Consider the following 15,641-nt stretch of genomic DNA (forward strand, 5'->3'; position numbering starts at 1 on the left):
CCCGCCGCCGCCCGCACCGGGGTCCGACCCGGGCGCGGGAGCCGCCTGCGTGCCCTGCGGCGAGCTGGTGGCCTCGGGCGTGGGGCTCGCGGGCGGCGTCGTCGCTCCCGGCGTGGGCGAGGCGGGGGCCTGGACGGTGACGCGCACCTCGGCCGCGAGCGTGCTGATGTTGCCGAGCGGATCCGTGACCGTCGCCGTGATCCCGAGCGGCCCGGGCGGCAGGGTCCCGGTCGCGCACGACCACCGGCCGCCGGCGACCTGCGCCTGGCACGCCGCGTCGCCGTACCCCGAGATGTAGGCGCGGACCGTGTCGCCGTCCTCGTCGGAGGTGCCGGAGATCGTGATCCCCGCCGCGTCGACCGTTGCGCGAGCCGCGGGGGCCGTGATGACCGCGGCGCCGGGCGCCGTCGTGTCGAAGCTGCCCGTGCCGCGTCCGACGGCGGGCGTGCCGGTGCTCCACGGCGTGGTCTGCGTCGCGGTGACGGGGACGCCGGTGCCAGAGGGCGGAGGAGGTGCGAGGAGGCACGCCCACGTGCTCGAGGAGCCGACGGTGGCGCGGCAGGCGGCGGATCCCGAGCGCGCGTCGACGGTCGCCCCCGGGTAGCCCGTGCCGCTGACGAGCCCGGTGGTCACGACGGAGAAGCTGTTCACGCCGGGAGCCCGCAGGACGGACGCCGTGGCGGTGGCCTCCTGCTGGCCAGCGGTGACGCGCACCGGGCTCTGGCCGTCCGGGACGCCGGTCGCGGTCGCGCGCCAGGTGGTGGACGAGGGGAGCGTGACCGCGGCGGGCACGCTCGCGATGGTGACCTGCACGTCGACGCCCGCGGGCCGCGTGCCGGTGACCGCGACGGAGCCGTCGGTCGAGAAGGGCGGCGTCACCACCGTCGGCGCGGGTTCCACGTCGCCCGAGGGCGCGGGGCTCGGCGTGGGGGTCGGGGTGTCGGTGGCGGCGGAGGCGGCGACCGCGCCGCCGGCGGTGAGCGCTGCGAGCAGCAGGAGCACCGAGGCCGCTCGCACGAGCCGCTGGCGGGATCGCCGGACGTCGCCCGCTCCACCCCCCGTGGACGGACGATCCTCGTTCCTCACCGACTGCTGCACCGTGCGTCCATTCAGGCGGGTGCATCCGGGCGTGTCAACCGCCCGCACCGACCGTGACGGAAGTGGTAGGAGAACCTGTGCGGCGCGTGCCCGGTGCCGGTGCGCGGGGTGTGCGTCGTCGGTGCCCGATACTGGCTCAGGTGACACCTCGCGACGCCGCCCCCGACCGCCCGACGCCGACCGAGCTGGCGGGTCTCCTCGCGGGCGGCCCGCGCGTCGGGGTGAGCACGAGCGCGACGAAGGTCGAGGGCCGTGCGCACGAGGGCGGCCGCACCGAGTCGGTGTGGGACGCGTTCGCCCGACGACCCGGCGCGGTGGCGGACGGCAGCGACCCCGAGCGCGGCGCGCGGCACATGGAGAGGTACCGCGAGGACGTCGCGCTCGCGGTCGAGCTCGGCGTCGACGTCCTCTCCTTCTCCCTCTCGTGGTCGAGGATCCAGCCGGAGGCGCGCGGGGGCCTCCGCCGCGAGGGCATCGCGTTCTACGACGAGCTGGTCGACGCGCTGCTGGCCGCGGGGATCCGCCCGCGCGTCGCCCTGCACGACCACGACCTGCCCGTCGAGCTGCAGGACCGCGGCGGCTGGCTGCACCGCGACACCGCGCTCCGGTTCGGCGACCTCGCCTACCTCGCGGCCGAGACGCTCGGCGACCGCGTGCCCGACTGGGTGACGCTCCGGACGCCCGCCCTCACCACGATGGCCGGCCACGTCACCGGCACGCATGCGCCCGGATCCCGCCTCGGGCTCGACGCGCTCCCCACCGTGCACCACCAGCTGCTGGCGCACGGCCGCGCCATCGAGGCGATCCGGGGCTCGAGCTCCTCGGCCCGGGTCGGCATCGTGAACGCGCACCGCGTGGTGGAGGCCGCCTCCGCGGACGACGACGACCGCGCCGCCGCCCTCGTGGCGCGTGCCCTGCACCAGGACCTCTTCGCCGACGCCGTCCTCCTCGGCCGGTACCCCGACCTCGCCGGCCCGCACGCCGAGGCCTTCGAGCGGCTCGGGCGGGTGGATCCGGCCGACCTCCGCTCCATCGGCCAGCCCGTCGACCACTACGGCGTCGCGCTCGCCGACCCGATCCGCGTCGCCGCCGTGCCGCGCCTGACGGCCGGATCCACCGCGATCCCCTTCGGCGAGCTGCCCTGGACCGACCACCCCGCCTCCCTCGACGGCCACCCCGTCGCGCCCGACCTCGTGCCGGTCGTGCTCTCGGGCCTCGACGCCGCCCACCCGGAGCAGGTCGACGACCGCGACGGCTCCCGCCGGGATCCGCGCCGCGCTCACGCGATCTCTGACCACCTGGTGCAGGCGCTCGCCGCCGTCGCGCCGGGCGGCGCGGCCGAGGGCGTCCGGCTCGAGGCCGTCGTCGCCGGCAGCCTCCTCGACGGGTTCGAGTGGGAGGCCGGCCACGAGGCGCCGCGCGGGCTCGTCCACGTGGATCCGCGCACCGGCGACCGCACGCCCCGCTCCTCGTACCGCTTCCTCCGCGACACCCTGCGCGAGCGCGGCTGAACCCAGAGCGCGGCCCGATCGCGGGCCGCCAGGGCGACGCCCCCAGAACGGGTGCGCGGGCCCGGATCCCCGGGGTCCTCCCCAGGCCCGCGCGTAGGATCCTGAGCATGGAATTGTGGATCGCGCTCGGAGTCGTCGTGCTCCTGGCCGTGCTCGTCGGCATCTACCTCTGGGCCACGTACAACGCCCTCGTCACCCTCAACGTCCGCGTGGACGAAGCGTGGAGCGACATCACCGTGCAGCTGAAGAGGCGCGCGGACCTGCTGCCGACCATCATCGAGTCGGTCAAGGGCTACGCCACCCACGAGCAGAAGGTGTTCGAGAAGGTCGCGTCCGCCCGCACCGAGACGATCAGCGCCTCGAGCCCGTCGGAGGCGAGCGCCGCCGAGGAGAACCTGCAGGGCGCGATGAAGTCGTTGTTCGCGGTCGCCGAGGCGTACCCGCAGCTCCAGACGAGCCAGACGTTCCTGCAGCTGCAGGGCGAGCTGGTGGACACCGAGGACCGGATCCAGGCGTCGCGCCGCTTCTACAACGGCGGCGTCCGCGAGCTGAACACCAAGATCACGCAGTTCCCGAACACGCTCTTCGTGCGCGGCCTCGGCTTCGGCGAGCGGGACTTCTACGAGGTCTCGAGCCTCGCGTCCATCGCCGAGCCGCCCCGCGTGCAGTTCTAGCGGACCGGCCTCACCCCGGACGCTGATCCGCCGAGCGGATCGGCACGAGGCAGTCGATCTCGCCCGCCCGGCGGTAGTGCTCGATGTGGGGGCGCCCGGGGTCGTGGTCCGCGAGGCCGAACAGCACCTCGAAGGCGGGCTCGATCTCCCCGTAGACGGCGGGGGCGCTCCCGCGGAGTCGCAGCCGGAGGTAGGCGCCGCCCGGGACGATCGTCTCGTCCATGTCCGCGGGAGCCGGGTCGTCGCGCTCGAGTCGGACCGACGCCATGCGGTACACGCGATCACCGCCGTACACGAGTCCCATCATCCGTCGGCCGCGCAGCGAGTCGAAGTCCGCCTCGAAGGCCGGCCAGGCCGCCTGCACCGCATCGAGGTCGAGCGGTGCGTCTCGGCTCAGGGCGGGAGCGTCCTCGAGGGTGACGACGTCGATGCGGCCGAGCTCGTGCGTCGTGGGGAAGGCGGTCATGGTCGCTCTCCCGCCCGATCCGCGACGGGGGCGGCCGCGACAGCCGGCAGGTGCGCCCGCAACGCCTCGGCGAGCGTGCCGCGGTCGACGACCCCGACGCCCTCGAGCCCCTGCCACGCGGCGGCCCGCTCGAGCAGCGGCGCGATCCGCTCGGCGACGGCCCCGGGGTCGTGCCGTCCCTCGATCCATGACGCCTGCACGCGCAGCACGCCCGCCTGCCGGTCGCTCTTGAGGTCGACCCGGGCGACGATCTCGTCGTCCACCAGCACCGGCAGCACGTAGTAGCCGTGCACGCGCTGCGCCGCCGGCGTGTAGATCTCGATCCGGTAGTGCAGGTCGAACAGGCGCAGCGCCCGCTCGCGGAACCACACGACGGGATCGAAGGGCGAGAGCAGGGCCTCGCCGCGGATCCGCCGGGGCAGTCGCGCGTCGCGGTGCAGCCACACGGGCAGCGGCTTCCCGCGTCCTTCCCACCCGGGCACGGTGACGGGCAGCACCTCGCCCGCATCGGCGAGGTCGCGCAGCGCCCGGTCGGTCGCGGCGCGGGACAGGCGGTGGTAGTCGCCGAGGTCGGCGGCGGTGCCGATGCCGTGCGCGACGGCGGCGCGGCGCACGAGCTCCCGCACGGCGTCCTCCTCGGGCACGTCGCGTCCGAGGACGGCGGCGGGCAGCACGTCCTCCGCGAGCCCGTAGACCCGCTCGAACCCGCGGCGTCCGGCGCTCGCGATCTCGCCCCACGCGAACATGGCCTCGAGCGCGCGCTTCACGTCCGACCAGCCCCACCACGGACCCGTGCGGACGTTGGACTCGTGCTCGATCGCGCTCGCGGGCACCGGCCCCGTGCGGGCGAGCTCGGCCCGCACCTCGGCCAGGAGCGGGGCGTGGTCGTGCGCCCAGGAGCCGGGTGCCGCGCGACGGGCGCGCTCCGCCTCCATCCGCCAGCCGAACAGCGGCAGGTCGTCGACGGGCAGCACGGCGGCCTGATGCGCCCAGTACTCCGTGTACGCGCCGCCGCCGCCGAACAGCATCCGGTCGAGCGCGGCGCGGTCGTAGGGCCCGACGCGGGCGAGCACCGGCAGGTGGTGGCTGCGCTCGAAGACGTTGACGGAGTCGATCTGCAGCAGGCCGAGGCGCCGGATCTCCGCGGCCAGGCGACGCGTCCCCGCGGCTCCCGGCTGCGGCCGGCCGAGCCCCTGCGCCGCCAGGGCCACGCGTCGGGCGAGGGCGGGGGAGACGGTGTCGGCCATGGTGCGACGCTAGCGGCGACCCCCGACCGGGCGGCACCGGCCCCGCGGGGCGCTGCCGCACGGGAGGCCCGTCCTAGACTCCCAGCATGATCTTCGGCCTGCGATCCCGAGCCCGCGCCGCGGCGGACGCCCGTGCGGGGGAGCGCCGCGCCGATCCCGACATCGACGCCCCGCAGCCCATCTCGCGCACCGTCGCCGAGTCCGTCCCGCCCGGCATGGTCATCGCGGGCGCGTGGGCGTGGCGCCTGCTCCTCATCCTCGGCGTGCTCGGCGTCGTGGCGTGGCTCGTGATCCAGCTGGAGTACGTCGTCATCCCGCTGTTCCTCGCCGTCGTGCTCGCGGCCCTCCTGGTGCCCATCTCGAACTGGATGCAGCGCCACCACGTGCCCAAGTGGCTGGCCGTCGCGATCTCCGAGATCGGCGTCATCGTCGCCGTCGCCGCGCTCGTGTACCTCGTGACGACGCAGATCATCGGCCAGTACGACTCCATCCGCGCGCAGACGCTCACCCGCTACGCCGACCTCCGCGGCTTCCTCACCGACGGGCCGCTCCAGCTGTCCGAGCAGCAGCTCAACGACGCGTACGCGCAGGCGGTCGACGCCGTCCAGCGGGACGCGGGCGCCCTCCTCAGCGGCGCGCTCTCCGTGACTTCGTCGCTCGGCCACGTGCTCACGGGCGTGCTGCTGGTGCTCTTCTCGACCCTCTTCATCCTCATCGACGGCGCGGGCATGTGGCGCTGGGTCGTGCGGCTGTTCCCGCGGCTCGCGCGCCCGGCCGTCGACGGCGCGGGCAAGGCCGGCTGGACCACGCTGCAGAACTTCGTGAAGGTGCAGGTGCTCGTCGCGCTCATCGACGCGGTCGGCATCGCCGGGGGCGCCGCGATCATCGGGGTGCCGCTCGCGATCCCCATCGGCGTGCTGGTGTTCCTCGGCTCGTTCATCCCGATCGTCGGCGCGGTCGTCACCGGCACGCTCGCCGTGTTCGTCGCGCTCGTCTACAACGGGCTGACGCAGGCGCTCATCATGGTGGGCATCGTGCTCCTCGTGCAGCAGATCGAGGGCCACGTCCTGCAGCCGCTCATCATGGGCTCGGTCGTCAAGGTGCACCCGCTCGCGGTCGTGCTCTCCGTGGCCGCGGGCGGCATGGTCGCCGGCATCGCGGGCACCTTCTTCGCCGTGCCGCTCGTCGCGACGCTCAACTCCATGGTCAAGCACGTCGCCAGCGGGGCGTGGCGCGGGCAACCCGAGCCGCCGCCTCCCGCCGTCCCCGCCGACGCATCGCACGCCACCCGCCGTCCCCGCCCCAGGAAGCGCACCTCATGACCGACGCCGCCCCCGCCCGGACCCCCGCCGAGGAGGCCGCCGCCGCCCCGCACGCCGACCTCCCGCACCTGCGCGCCGTCGGCGACGAGCTCGACCCGTCGCAGCTGGGGGAGGAGGCCGCCGCGCTCGCGCAGGAGCTGCCCCGCGGATCCGCGCCCACGCTCGCGCGCATCGAGGCCGCCCGCGAGGTCGTCAGCCGTGTCGCCGAGGTGACGCCGATGGAGTCCTCGCGCTTCCTCGCGGAGATCCTCGGCAGCCCCGTGCACCTCAAGTGCGAAAACCTGCAGCGCACCGGGTCGTACAAGATCCGCGGCGCCTACAACCGGATCTCGCGCCTCACCGACGAGGAGAAGGCCCGCGGCGTCGTGGCCGCGTCCGCCGGCAACCACGCGCAGGGCGTCGCGTTCGCGGCCCGCGAGCTCGGGATCCGCGCCACGATCTTCATGCCCGTCGGCGTCGCGCTGCCGAAGCTCCAGGCCACGCGCCAGTACGGCGCCGAGGTCATCCTCCGCGGGCACACGGTCGCCGAGCCGCTGCTGGCCGCGGCCGAGTTCGCGGCGCAGACGGGCGCGGTGCTCATCCCGCCCTTCGACCACGTGGACGTCATCACCGGCCAGGCCACGCTCGGCCTCGAGATCCTCGACCAGACGCCGGCCGTCGAGACGGTCGTCGTGCCGATCGGCGGCGGCGGCCTCATCTCCGGCGTCGCGACCGCGCTCAAGCTGCGCGCCGCCGAGGAGGGCCGCACCATCCGCGTCGTCGGCGTCCAGGCGCGGAACGCGGCCGCCTACCCGCCGTCCCTCGCCGCGGGCCGCGCGACCGAGATCGAGATCACGCCGACGATCGCCGACGGCATCGCGGTCGCGAAGCCGGGCCTGCTGAACTTCGACATCATCCGCGACAGCGTCGACGAGGTCGTCACGGTCGAGGACGACGACACCGCGCGCGCCCTGCTGCTGCTGCTCGAGCGCGCGAAGCTCGTGGTCGAGCCCGCGGGCGCCGTGGGCGTCGCGGCGATCCTCGCCGGGCTCGTGGAGGACGCCGGCCGCACCGTCGTGATCCTCTCGGGCGGCAACATCGACCCGCTCATGATGGAGCGCGTCATCAGCCGGGGCCTCGCCGCGAGCGACCGCTACGTGAAGCTGCGGATCATGCTGCCCGACCGCCCGGGACAGCTCGCGCGCACCTCGCAGATCATCTCCGAGGCGAACGCGAACGTCGTCGAGGTGCTGCACACGCGCCACGGCCGCGGCCTGCAGATCAGCGAGGTCGAGCTCGAGGTGAGCGTGGAGACGCGCGGACCCGAGCACACGGGCGAGGTCGTCCAGCGCCTCCGCGACGCGGGGTACGACCCGCGCCTCCAGCGCGACTGACGCACCCGGCACGCCGCAGGAGAACGAGAGAGGGGACGCGGACCATGCGGTCCGCGTCCCCTCTCGTCGTGATGACGTCGTGCCCTACGGCGTGTAGTTCTCCACGGCCTGGATCTCGACGGGGATCTCGCGGCCGTTCGGCGCGGTGTACGCGCCCTTCTGCCCGACCTCCCAGCCGATGATGGCGGCGCCGAGCGGCGACTGCTCGCTGTAGACGTCGAGGTCGCTGTCGCCCGCGATCTCGCGGTTCCCGAGCAGGAACTTCGTCTCGTCGCCGGCGATGAGCGCGGTGACGACGGTGCCGGGCTCCACGACGCCGTGGCTCTCGGGGGCGTCGCCGACCTCGGCCGTCCGCAGCAGCTGCGTGAGCTGGCGGATGCGCGCCTCGATCTTGCCCTGCTCCTCCTTGGCGGCGTGGTAGCCGCCGTTCTCCTTGAGGTCGCCCTCCTCGCGGGCGATCTCGATCTTCTTCGCGATCTCCTCGCGGCCCTGCACGCTGAGGGTGTCGAGCTCCCTGCTGAGGCGGTCGAACGCCTCCTGGGTCAGCCAGGTGACTGCCTGCTCCTGCGCCACGATGGACTCCTTGCACTCGCACGGACGCCCCGACGGAACCGTCGAGGCGAATCCCCCACTCTAGGCGGGCCAGCAGCTGTGGATCAACCCGGTCACCGCGGGACCGGTGGTGCGGAGCCGCACCGTCTCCATGCGCTCGAAGCCGTCCTGGGCCGGCAGCTCGACGACCTTCCAGCCGACGATGGACCGCTGCTCGTCCTGCGCCTGCACCGCGCAGAAGGCCTGCGTGCCGGCGGGCATCACGACGGAGAAGGTCACGTCGATGGTGCGGGCGTCGACGATGTCGAAGGCGCGATCGGTGGCGTCGATGGATCCTGACGCCTGGTCGAGACCCGCCCACAGCACCCACGCGCCGAACACCACGGCGACCAGGCCGCCGACGATCCCGTAGAGCCAGCGCTGGCGGATCCGCGCGGGGCGCGTGCGTCCGTACCGCTCGTCGAGCGCGGGCGACGACCGGTGGGCGGGGACGCGGTGCTCGACGGTCTCGTCGTCGTCCGCGTGCGGCGCCGCGGGGGCGGGGGAGCGGGACTCGGTCGTCACGGCTGCTCCTCCACACGCACCTTGTACTCTGGGTGTCCAGACTACATTCCCCACCCTTGGAGCCCCGTGACCCTGCGCCTCATGGCCGTGCACGCCCACCCCGACGACGAGTCCAGCAAGGGCGCGGCGACGTACACCCACTACACGAAGCAGGGCGCCGAGATCATGGTCGTCAGCTGCACGGGCGGCGAGGCCGGCGACATCCTCAACGAGGGGCTCGCCGAGCGCGCGATGGCCGAGCGTGACCTGCCGGGGCTCCGCCGCATCGAGATGGCGCGCGCGCAGGCCGTCATGGGCGTCCAGCACCGCTGGCTCGGCTACGTCGACTCGGGCATGGCGCGCGAGGACGGCTCGCTGCCGCCCGCGGCTTTCGCGAGCATCCCGGTGGAGGTGTCGGCCGAGCCGCTCGTCCGCCTGGTGCGCGAGTTCCGCCCGCACGTCCTCGTGGCGTACGACGAGAACGGCGGCTACCCGCACCCCGACCACATCCAGGCGCACGTCATCGCGATGGAGGCGTGGCGCGAGTCCGGAGTCGCGGGCTCCTACCCCGACGCGGGCGAGCCGTGGGAGATCTCGAAGCTCTACTTCGACCGGATCTTCAACGGCGCCAAGATCCGCGCCGTGCGCGAGCACCTGGTCGCCGCCGACGCGGCCCCCGAGATGCTCGAGGCCGTCGACGAGATGCTCGACTGGATGGGGGACCGTCCCGACCTCGCGACCACGCACGTCCACGTCGCCGACCACTTCGAGGCGCGCGACCGCGCGCTGCTCTCGCACGCGAGCCAGGTGGCGCCCGACAGCTCGTTCTTCCGCTGGCCGCGCGACCTGCAGCAGCGGGCGTGGCCGTTCGAGGACTTCCAGCTCGTGGAGTCGCGCGTCGACGCGCCCGACGAGGAGCACGACCTCTTCGCCGGGATCGTCGACGAGGACCAGGCGGCCGTCGCGTGATGGGCGCCGACCTCGTCCTGCGTCTGGCCACGGCCGTGACGACCACGCCGAGCCCCACGCCCACCGCGGAGTTCGACCCGGACACCGTCTCGCCCGGCCCGATCGGCTTCATCGCGATCTTCTTCGTGGCCGTCGTGGTGCTGCTGCTCATGGTGGACATGACGCGCAGGATCCGCCGCACCCGCTACCGCGAGGAGATCCGCGGGCGCCTGGAGGCGGAGAAGCTCGAGGCCGACCTCGCCCGCGACTCCGCGCCCGAGCGCGACCCCCGGACGACGGGCACCGCGGCCGGTGACGCCGAGGGCGCCGCGGATCCGGACGACCCGGCGGTCCCGCCCCGCGCCTGAGCTGCGCCCCCGTCCGACCGGGCGGTCCCGCTCCGCGGCTGAGCTGAGCCCCCGTCCGGGGGCGCCGTCGTTCGCTCGCTGTGGACGTGCGCGTCCGTCGGCTCCACCCGCTCCCTAGCCTCGGGCTGCACCCGAGGACGGAGCTCCACCGCCATGCCATCCTCCATGCCCTCCACCGGCACGCCGCGGTGTCGCCGCCGGGCGGGATCCCACGCCCGGACCGCCCGCGGCCACCCGTCGCAGCGGGCGACGAACCCGATCGCCCGCCGTCGTCCCCCGTCGGGGGGGGGGGGGATGCCGGCCGTCGCTCGTCTGCCCGCCCGCAATGCGCTGGTCGTCCGCGATTAACCATCCGTGCCTACGTTTGCGAGGCGCGGAGGGAACGTTCCCTCTCGTGAGCCGCATGAGGAGCCCGACATGACGCATGCCCCCGCGCCCACCCGGGTCGAACCGCCGCCCGGAGCGGCGTCGACGCCGGCCCTCCCGGCCTCCACGCGTGCGGACGCCGCTGCGCGTCCGCGCCGTCGCCGCCCGGGCCGACTGCGCGATGGCCTGCTGTTCCTCGCCTTCGTCGGCCCCAACGTGCTGCTGCTCGCGGTGTTCACGTACAAGCCGCTCCTCGAGTCCTTCTACTACTCGACGCTGCAGTGGAACATCGGCTCGTCGATCGCGCGCGAGGTCGGCCTCGCCAACTACGTCGCGTGGTTCCAGGACCCGCAGACGCCCACCGTCATCCGGGTCACGCTCATCTTCACCGGCGTCACGGTGGTCGGCTCGATGGCGCTGGGCCTCGGCGTCGCCGTGCTGCTGAACCGGCGGATCCGGCTGCGCGGCCCCGTGCGCACCATCATCGTCGCGCCGTACGTGCTCTCCGGCGTCGCGGTCGGCTTCCTCTGGCTCTACGTGTTCGACCCGAACTTCGGCCTGGTCTCCGCGGGGCTGCAGCTCATCGGGCTGCCGTCGCCGGACTGGTACAGCGACCCGGCCGCCGCCCTCGCGATGGTCACGACCGTGCAGGTGTGGCGCGACCTCGGCTACTGCGCGCTCATCTACCTCGCGGGCCTCCAGGCGGTGCCGAAGGACCTGCTCGACGCGGCGGCGCTCGACGGCGCCGGCCGCATCCGCACCTTCCTCCGCGTGGTGCTGCCGCTGCTCAGCCCGACCACGTTCTTCCTCAGCGTGACGACGCTGCTCAGCTCGCTGCAGACCTTCGACCTCATCAGCGCCATGACCAAGGGCGGCCCGCTGCAGGGCACGACCACGATGATGTACCAGATCTTCCACGAGGGCTTCGTGGCCGGACGGGCCGGCTACTCCTCGGCCGTCGCCACGATCCTCTTCCTCGTCCTGCTCGTCGTCACGCTCGTCCAGCTCGTCGTCGTCCAGCGGAAGGTGCACTACTCGTGACCACGACCATCGCCCGCCCCGAGCCCGCGGGGGTCCCCGCGGGGATCCGCCGTCCGCGCGGCAGCCGCCGTCGTCCGGACGTGTCCGGATCCACGCGCCCGCCCCTCGCCGGCACGTACCTCGCCCTCGCTCTCGCGGTCGTCGTCATGCTCCTGCCGCTCGTGTGGATGGTGCTCACGAGCTTCAAGGACTTCGGCGAGATCTACTCGCTGCCGCTGAAGATCCTGCCGTCGTCGTTCGCCCCGACGAACTACGCGACCGCGTCCGACACGGTCTCCTTCTCCACGCTCGCGACCAACAGCCTCGTGAAGACGATCGTCGGCTCGGGCCTCAAGGTGCTGCTCGGCCTCATGACCGCGTACGCGCTCGTCTTCATCCGCGTGCCGTTCACGAAGGTGTGGTTCGGCGTCGTGATCCTCGCGCTCCTCGTGCCGCAGCAGATCGTGATGATCCCGAACTACCAGGTCATCGCGGGCCTCGGCTGGATCAACACCTACCCCGGCCTCATCCTCCCCGGCGTCGCGAGCGCGTACGGCACGTTCCTCTTCCGCCAGCACTTCCTCACGCTGCCGGGCTCCGTGCTGGAGGCCGCCGCGATGGACGGCGTCGGGCACCTCCGCCGCCTGTGGTCGTTCGTGATCCCCATGTCGGGCCCCACGATCGCCGCCGTCGCGCTGGTCTCCATCGTCGGCGAGTGGAACGACTACCTCTGGCCGCTCCTCGTCACGACCGACCCGCGCATGATGACGCTGCCCGTCGGCCTCACCCTGCTCCAGGACACCACGGGCATCACCAACTGGGGCGTGCTCATGGCGGGCACCGTCATCGTCACGATCCCCGTGCTCGCGGTCTTCCTCGTCTTCCAGCGGCGCATCGTCGGCGGCCTCACCGCCGGCGCCGTGACCGGCTGACGCGCCTCCCCCTCTCGACACCCGTCCCTCCCTCCCGCTCGACCCGCATCCCCGAACCCCAGGAGAACCATGCCCATCGACCCCCGCTCGGCGTTCGGCGCCGCGGCCGACAGCTCCCTCCGCCGCCGCGACATGCTGAAGCTCGGCGCCGTCCTCGGCGGCACCGCGCTCCTCGCGGCCTGCTCCGGCCCGTCGGTCGGCGGCGACACGGCGGCCACCGCGGCCCCCGACACCGACTGGGACGGGATCCAGCCCGCCACCGACATCACCTGGTGGACCACGCACCCCGGCCAGACGTCCGACCTCGAGGCGCAGTTCGCGGCGGACTTCCTCGCGAAGACCGGCATCACCGTGAACGTGGTGACGGGCGGCGCGAGCTACGACGAGATCGCGCAGAAGCTGCAGGCCGCCGCGGGCACCGACAGCATGCCCGACATGGTGAACGCGAGCGACACGTGGTGGTTCCGCTACATGGTCAACAAGCAGTCGATCGCGATGGACGGCCTCATGTCGCACCTCGGCTTCGAGCTCGACGACTTCAACAAGGTGTTCCTCGACGACTACCTCTACAACGGTGCGCGGTACGCGGTGCCGTACGCCCGCTCGACGCCGATCTTCTACTACGACAAGTCGATCTGGCAGAAGGCCGGCCTCCCCGACCGCGCGCCCGACACCTGGGCCGAGCTCGAGGAGTGGGCGCCCACCATCATGAAGGCGACCGGCGGCACGCCCGCCGTCCGCCTGCCGCAGGGATCCATCGGCACCTGGGCGATGAGCAACGTCCTGTGGGGCCGCGGCGGCCAGTACTCCGACGGCTGGGACCTGAAGCTCGACCAGCCGGAGACGCTCGAGGCGGCCCGCTACGCGCGCGGCCTCGTCTTCGACTCGAAGATCGCGAACGTGGCGGCGGCCAGCGGCGACACCGCGGTCGACTTCGCGGGCGGCCTCGCACCCTGCACCATCGCCTCGGCGGGCGCGGTCGGCATCGTCACCGCGAGCGCCAAGTTCCCCATCGGCACGGGCGTCCTGCCGGGCGGACCGCAGGGCCGGTTCGTGCCCACGGGCGGCACGGGCCTCGCGGTGATCGGCAGCAAGACCAAGGAGCAGCAGCTCGCGGCGGCCATGTTCATCAAGCACGTCACGGAGGTCGACCAGCAGGTCGCCTTCGCCAAGAAGACGGGCTACGCTCCCGTGCGCACCTCGGCCGGCCAGTCGTCCGACCTCACGGGCTTCTGGGCCTCGAACCCGGCGTTCCGCACCGTGTACGACAGCCTCGAGCACGTGCGCTCGCAGGACTGGGCGCGCACGCTGATCCCCAACGGCGACACGTACCTGCAGCAGCCGTGGTCGCAGATCCTCACGCAGGATGCGGACCCAGCGGCAGTTTTCCCCGCCGCCGCGACGCAGCTCACGAGCGCCTACACGGAGAACGTGCAGCCCTACCTGTAGCGGGCGCCGACGCACCCGCCCGGTCAGACGACGGGCGGGTGCGTCGCCACCAGGAAGATGCCCGTCCAGTGGCAGAGGAACGCCACCAGGGTGAACGCGTGGAAGATCTCGTGGAAGCCGAAGCGGCCGGGCCAGGGGTTCGGCCGCTTCAGCGCGTACGCCACCGCGCCCACCGTGTAGGCGAGGCCGCCCGCGAGGATGAGCGTCATCATCGCCGCGTCGGCCCGGAAGAAGTCGACGATGAACACGAGCGACGCGTAGCCGAGCACGAGGTAGAGCAGCACGTAGAGCCAGCGCGGGGCGTGGATCCAGAGCACGCGGAAGAGCACGCCGAGCGCGGCGCCCGACCACACCAGCCAGAGCAGCAGCACCGACTTCCCGTGCGGCAGCGCGAGCACGGTGATGGGCGTGTACGAGCCCGCGATGAGCAGGAAGATGTTGGCGTGGTCCATCCGCTTGAGGAGGATCCTCGCCCGCGGCGACCAGTCGAAACGGTGGTAGACGGCCGAGACGCCGAACAGCAGCAGCGACGACGCCACGAACACGGCGCACGCGATCTTCGCCGCGGCCCCCTCTGCGGCCGCGATGAGCACGATCCCGAGCACGAGCGCCACCGGGGTCATGCCCGCGTGCAGCCAGCCGCGCCAGGTGGGCTTGGGCTCCGGGCCGACGTCCTGCGCGTCCTCGACGAGCGGGAGGTGCGGGACGTGCGCCTCGTCCTCGGGCGTCTCGCCCTCCGGCCTGCCGAGCGGTCCGGGGGAGGAGGCGTCGCGCGTCATCCTGCGAGTGTAGGACAGCTCGGGGGACGTCAGCCGGGCGGGCGATCCGGGCTCACGGGCGCGTGGGATAGCGTTGCCTGCGTGCGAGAGAAGCCGATCCGACCGTGGCGCGGTCTGCTTTACCGGGCGTACCAGAAGCGCATCCGCCGCGGCCTCGACCGGAACGCGCTGCCGCACCACATCGCGATGATCCTCGACGGCAACCGCCGCTGGGCCCGCCAGCTCGGGCTCGAGTCCGCGGCCCACGGGCACCGCGCGGGAGCGGCCAAGTTCCTCGAGTTCCTCGAGTGGTGCGACGACCTCGACATCAAGGTCACCACCCTCTACCTGCTCTCCACCGACAACCTGACGGGCCGTGGCAGCGCCGAGCTCACCGCGCTCATCGACATCATCGGGGAGCTCGCGGAGGACCTTTCCAAGCACCGCGACTGGCGCGTCAAGCACGTCGGATCCGACGAGGGCCTGCCGCCGGAGCTCATCGCCCGGCTCGACGCCTCCGAGGAGCGCTCCCAGGGCAACGGGGGCCTCCACATCAACCTGGCCGTGGGCTACGGCGGGCGCACCGAGATCGCCGACGCCATGCGCAGCATCGTGCAGCAGCACCACCTGGCCGGCGGCACGCTGGAGGATCTCGCGGCGCTCCTCACGCCCGACCTCATCGGCGAGCACCTGTACACGAGCGGGCAGCCGGATCCCGACCTCGTGATCCGCACCTCGGGCGAGCAGCGCATCAGCGACTTCATGCTGTGGCAGTCGGCGCACAGCGAGCTCTACTTCATGGAGGCGCTGGGCCCGGACCTCCGCGAGGTCGACTTCCTCCGCGCCCTCCGCGACTACTCCTCGCGCCAGCGCCGCTTCGGCTCCTGACGGCTCCTCCGACGCCGCCCGGCGCGCGCGGAGGAAGAGTTAATGTCCGCGACACATCCGGACCCGCGTCGCTCTGGTCACGGCGACGGTGGGCGACGTAGGTTCGCACTCATCGGGCATGGCGCC

At 73.2% G+C, this 15,641-nt stretch carries 15 protein-coding genes and 1 pseudogene; 10 read left to right on the top strand and 6 right to left on the bottom strand.

What is annotated here, in order from left to right:
- Positions 1-1,002, bottom strand: a pseudogene (locus HDR73_RS00005) (hypothetical protein); the annotation flags it as partial.
- 236 nt (positions 1,003-1,238) lie between these two features.
- On the opposite strand from HDR73_RS00005, the gene HDR73_RS00010 reads away from it, so the two are divergent.
- Positions 1,239-2,609, top strand: a complete 1,371-nt coding sequence (locus HDR73_RS00010) for a glycoside hydrolase family 1 protein (RefSeq protein ID WP_012299707.1) — start codon at positions 1,239-1,241, stop codon at positions 2,607-2,609.
- A 107-nt stretch (positions 2,610-2,716) separates the two neighbouring features.
- Positions 2,717-3,283, top strand: a complete 567-nt coding sequence (locus HDR73_RS00015) for a LemA family protein (RefSeq protein ID WP_012299706.1) — start codon at positions 2,717-2,719, stop codon at positions 3,281-3,283.
- A 10-nt stretch (positions 3,284-3,293) separates the two neighbouring features.
- Here the strand turns inward: HDR73_RS00015 and HDR73_RS00020 are convergent, their stop codons facing one another.
- Both HDR73_RS00020 and HDR73_RS00025 read right to left on the bottom strand, forming a co-directional pair.
- On the bottom strand, positions 3,294-3,749 hold the full coding sequence (locus HDR73_RS00020; RefSeq protein WP_012299705.1) for a hypothetical protein: 456 nt from the start codon (positions 3,747-3,749) through the stop codon (positions 3,294-3,296).
- The gene (locus tag HDR73_RS00025) at positions 3,746-4,996 is read right to left on the bottom strand and encodes a winged helix-turn-helix domain-containing protein (RefSeq protein ID WP_049791935.1); all 1,251 of its coding nucleotides are present in this window, start codon (positions 4,994-4,996) and stop codon (positions 3,746-3,748) included. The genes HDR73_RS00020 and HDR73_RS00025 overlap by 4 nt, the downstream gene beginning before the upstream one ends.
- Before the next feature lie 86 nt (positions 4,997-5,082).
- Between HDR73_RS00025 and HDR73_RS00030 the strand changes: the two genes are divergently transcribed.
- Together HDR73_RS00030 and ilvA are read left to right on the top strand one after the other, a co-directional pair.
- Complete coding sequence (locus HDR73_RS00030) at positions 5,083-6,318, top strand: AI-2E family transporter (RefSeq protein ID WP_012299703.1); 1,236 nt, start codon at positions 5,083-5,085, stop codon at positions 6,316-6,318.
- Complete coding sequence (ilvA, locus tag HDR73_RS00035) at positions 6,315-7,691, top strand: threonine ammonia-lyase (protein ID WP_012299702.1); 1,377 nt, start codon at positions 6,315-6,317, stop codon at positions 7,689-7,691. Before HDR73_RS00030 ends, ilvA begins: the two co-directional genes overlap by 4 nt.
- Positions 7,692-7,775: 84 nt before the next feature.
- Here ilvA and greA read toward each other — a convergent pair whose 3' ends face one another.
- Both greA and HDR73_RS00045 read right to left on the bottom strand, forming a co-directional pair.
- Positions 7,776-8,264 carry a transcription elongation factor GreA gene (greA, locus tag HDR73_RS00040; RefSeq protein WP_012299701.1) on the bottom strand — a complete coding sequence of 163 codons (489 nt, stop codon included), beginning with the start codon at positions 8,262-8,264 and terminating at the stop codon, positions 7,776-7,778.
- A 60-nt stretch (positions 8,265-8,324) separates the two neighbouring features.
- Complete coding sequence (locus HDR73_RS00045) at positions 8,325-8,807, bottom strand: DUF4307 domain-containing protein (RefSeq protein WP_012299700.1); 483 nt, start codon at positions 8,805-8,807, stop codon at positions 8,325-8,327.
- Positions 8,808-8,873: 66 nt separating this feature from the next.
- On the opposite strand from HDR73_RS00045, the gene mca reads away from it, so the two are divergent.
- From mca to HDR73_RS00070, 5 genes are all read left to right on the top strand, one after another.
- Positions 8,874-9,755, top strand: a complete 882-nt coding sequence (mca, locus tag HDR73_RS00050) for a mycothiol conjugate amidase Mca (protein ID WP_174270085.1) — start codon at positions 8,874-8,876, stop codon at positions 9,753-9,755.
- On the top strand, positions 9,755-10,102 hold the full coding sequence (locus HDR73_RS00055) for a hypothetical protein (RefSeq protein WP_041464666.1): 348 nt from the start codon (positions 9,755-9,757) through the stop codon (positions 10,100-10,102). The genes mca and HDR73_RS00055 overlap by 1 nt, the downstream gene beginning before the upstream one ends.
- A gap of 417 nt (positions 10,103-10,519) precedes the next feature.
- A complete protein-coding gene (locus HDR73_RS00060) occupies positions 10,520-11,509 on the top strand; it encodes a carbohydrate ABC transporter permease (protein ID WP_012299697.1) in 990 nt (329 codons plus the stop codon).
- Positions 11,506-12,420, top strand: coding sequence for a carbohydrate ABC transporter permease (locus HDR73_RS00065; protein WP_041464665.1), 915 nt, complete (start codon positions 11,506-11,508; stop codon positions 12,418-12,420). The genes HDR73_RS00060 and HDR73_RS00065 overlap by 4 nt, the downstream gene beginning before the upstream one ends.
- A gap of 69 nt (positions 12,421-12,489) precedes the next feature.
- Positions 12,490-13,869 carry an extracellular solute-binding protein gene (locus HDR73_RS00070; protein WP_041464664.1) on the top strand — a complete coding sequence of 460 codons (1,380 nt, stop codon included), beginning with the start codon at positions 12,490-12,492 and terminating at the stop codon, positions 13,867-13,869.
- 23 nt (positions 13,870-13,892) lie between these two features.
- On the opposite strand, the gene trhA is transcribed toward HDR73_RS00070, so the two are convergent.
- Entirely contained in the window at positions 13,893-14,648 is a 756-nt protein-coding gene (gene trhA / locus HDR73_RS00075) for a PAQR family membrane homeostasis protein TrhA (RefSeq protein ID WP_012299694.1), read from the bottom strand.
- An 81-nt stretch (positions 14,649-14,729) separates the two neighbouring features.
- On the opposite strand from trhA, the gene HDR73_RS00080 reads away from it, so the two are divergent.
- Entirely contained in the window at positions 14,730-15,515 is a 786-nt protein-coding gene (locus HDR73_RS00080) for an isoprenyl transferase (RefSeq protein ID WP_012299693.1), read from the top strand.
- The last annotated feature ends 126 nt before the right edge of the window (positions 15,516-15,641 follow it).

Origin of the sequence: Clavibacter sp. (genome assembly GCF_014802555.1) — a bacterium.
In the GTDB taxonomy this organism is placed as follows: domain Bacteria; phylum Actinomycetota; class Actinomycetes; order Actinomycetales; family Microbacteriaceae; genus Clavibacter; species Clavibacter sepedonicus.

Excerpts from the sequence above, each read along its gene's own strand:
- HDR73_RS00015 (WP_012299706.1), top strand. The coding sequence starts at position 2,717 with ATGGAATTGTGGATCGCGCTCGGAGTCGTCGTGCTCCTGGCCGTGCTC.
- HDR73_RS00020 (WP_012299705.1), bottom strand. The coding sequence starts at position 3,749 with ATGACCGCCTTCCCCACGACGCACGAGCTCGGCCGCATCGACGTCGTC.
- HDR73_RS00025 (WP_049791935.1), bottom strand. The coding sequence starts at position 4,996 with ATGGCCGACACCGTCTCCCCCGCCCTCGCCCGACGCGTGGCCCTGGCG.
- HDR73_RS00030 (WP_012299703.1), top strand. The coding sequence starts at position 5,083 with ATGATCTTCGGCCTGCGATCCCGAGCCCGCGCCGCGGCGGACGCCCGT.
- ilvA (WP_012299702.1), top strand. The coding sequence starts at position 6,315 with ATGACCGACGCCGCCCCCGCCCGGACCCCCGCCGAGGAGGCCGCCGCC.
- HDR73_RS00055 (WP_041464666.1), top strand. The coding sequence starts at position 9,755 with ATGGGCGCCGACCTCGTCCTGCGTCTGGCCACGGCCGTGACGACCACG.
- HDR73_RS00060 (WP_012299697.1), top strand. The coding sequence starts at position 10,520 with ATGACGCATGCCCCCGCGCCCACCCGGGTCGAACCGCCGCCCGGAGCG.
- HDR73_RS00070 (WP_041464664.1), top strand. The coding sequence starts at position 12,490 with ATGCCCATCGACCCCCGCTCGGCGTTCGGCGCCGCGGCCGACAGCTCC.
- trhA (WP_012299694.1), bottom strand. The coding sequence starts at position 14,648 with ATGACGCGCGACGCCTCCTCCCCCGGACCGCTCGGCAGGCCGGAGGGC.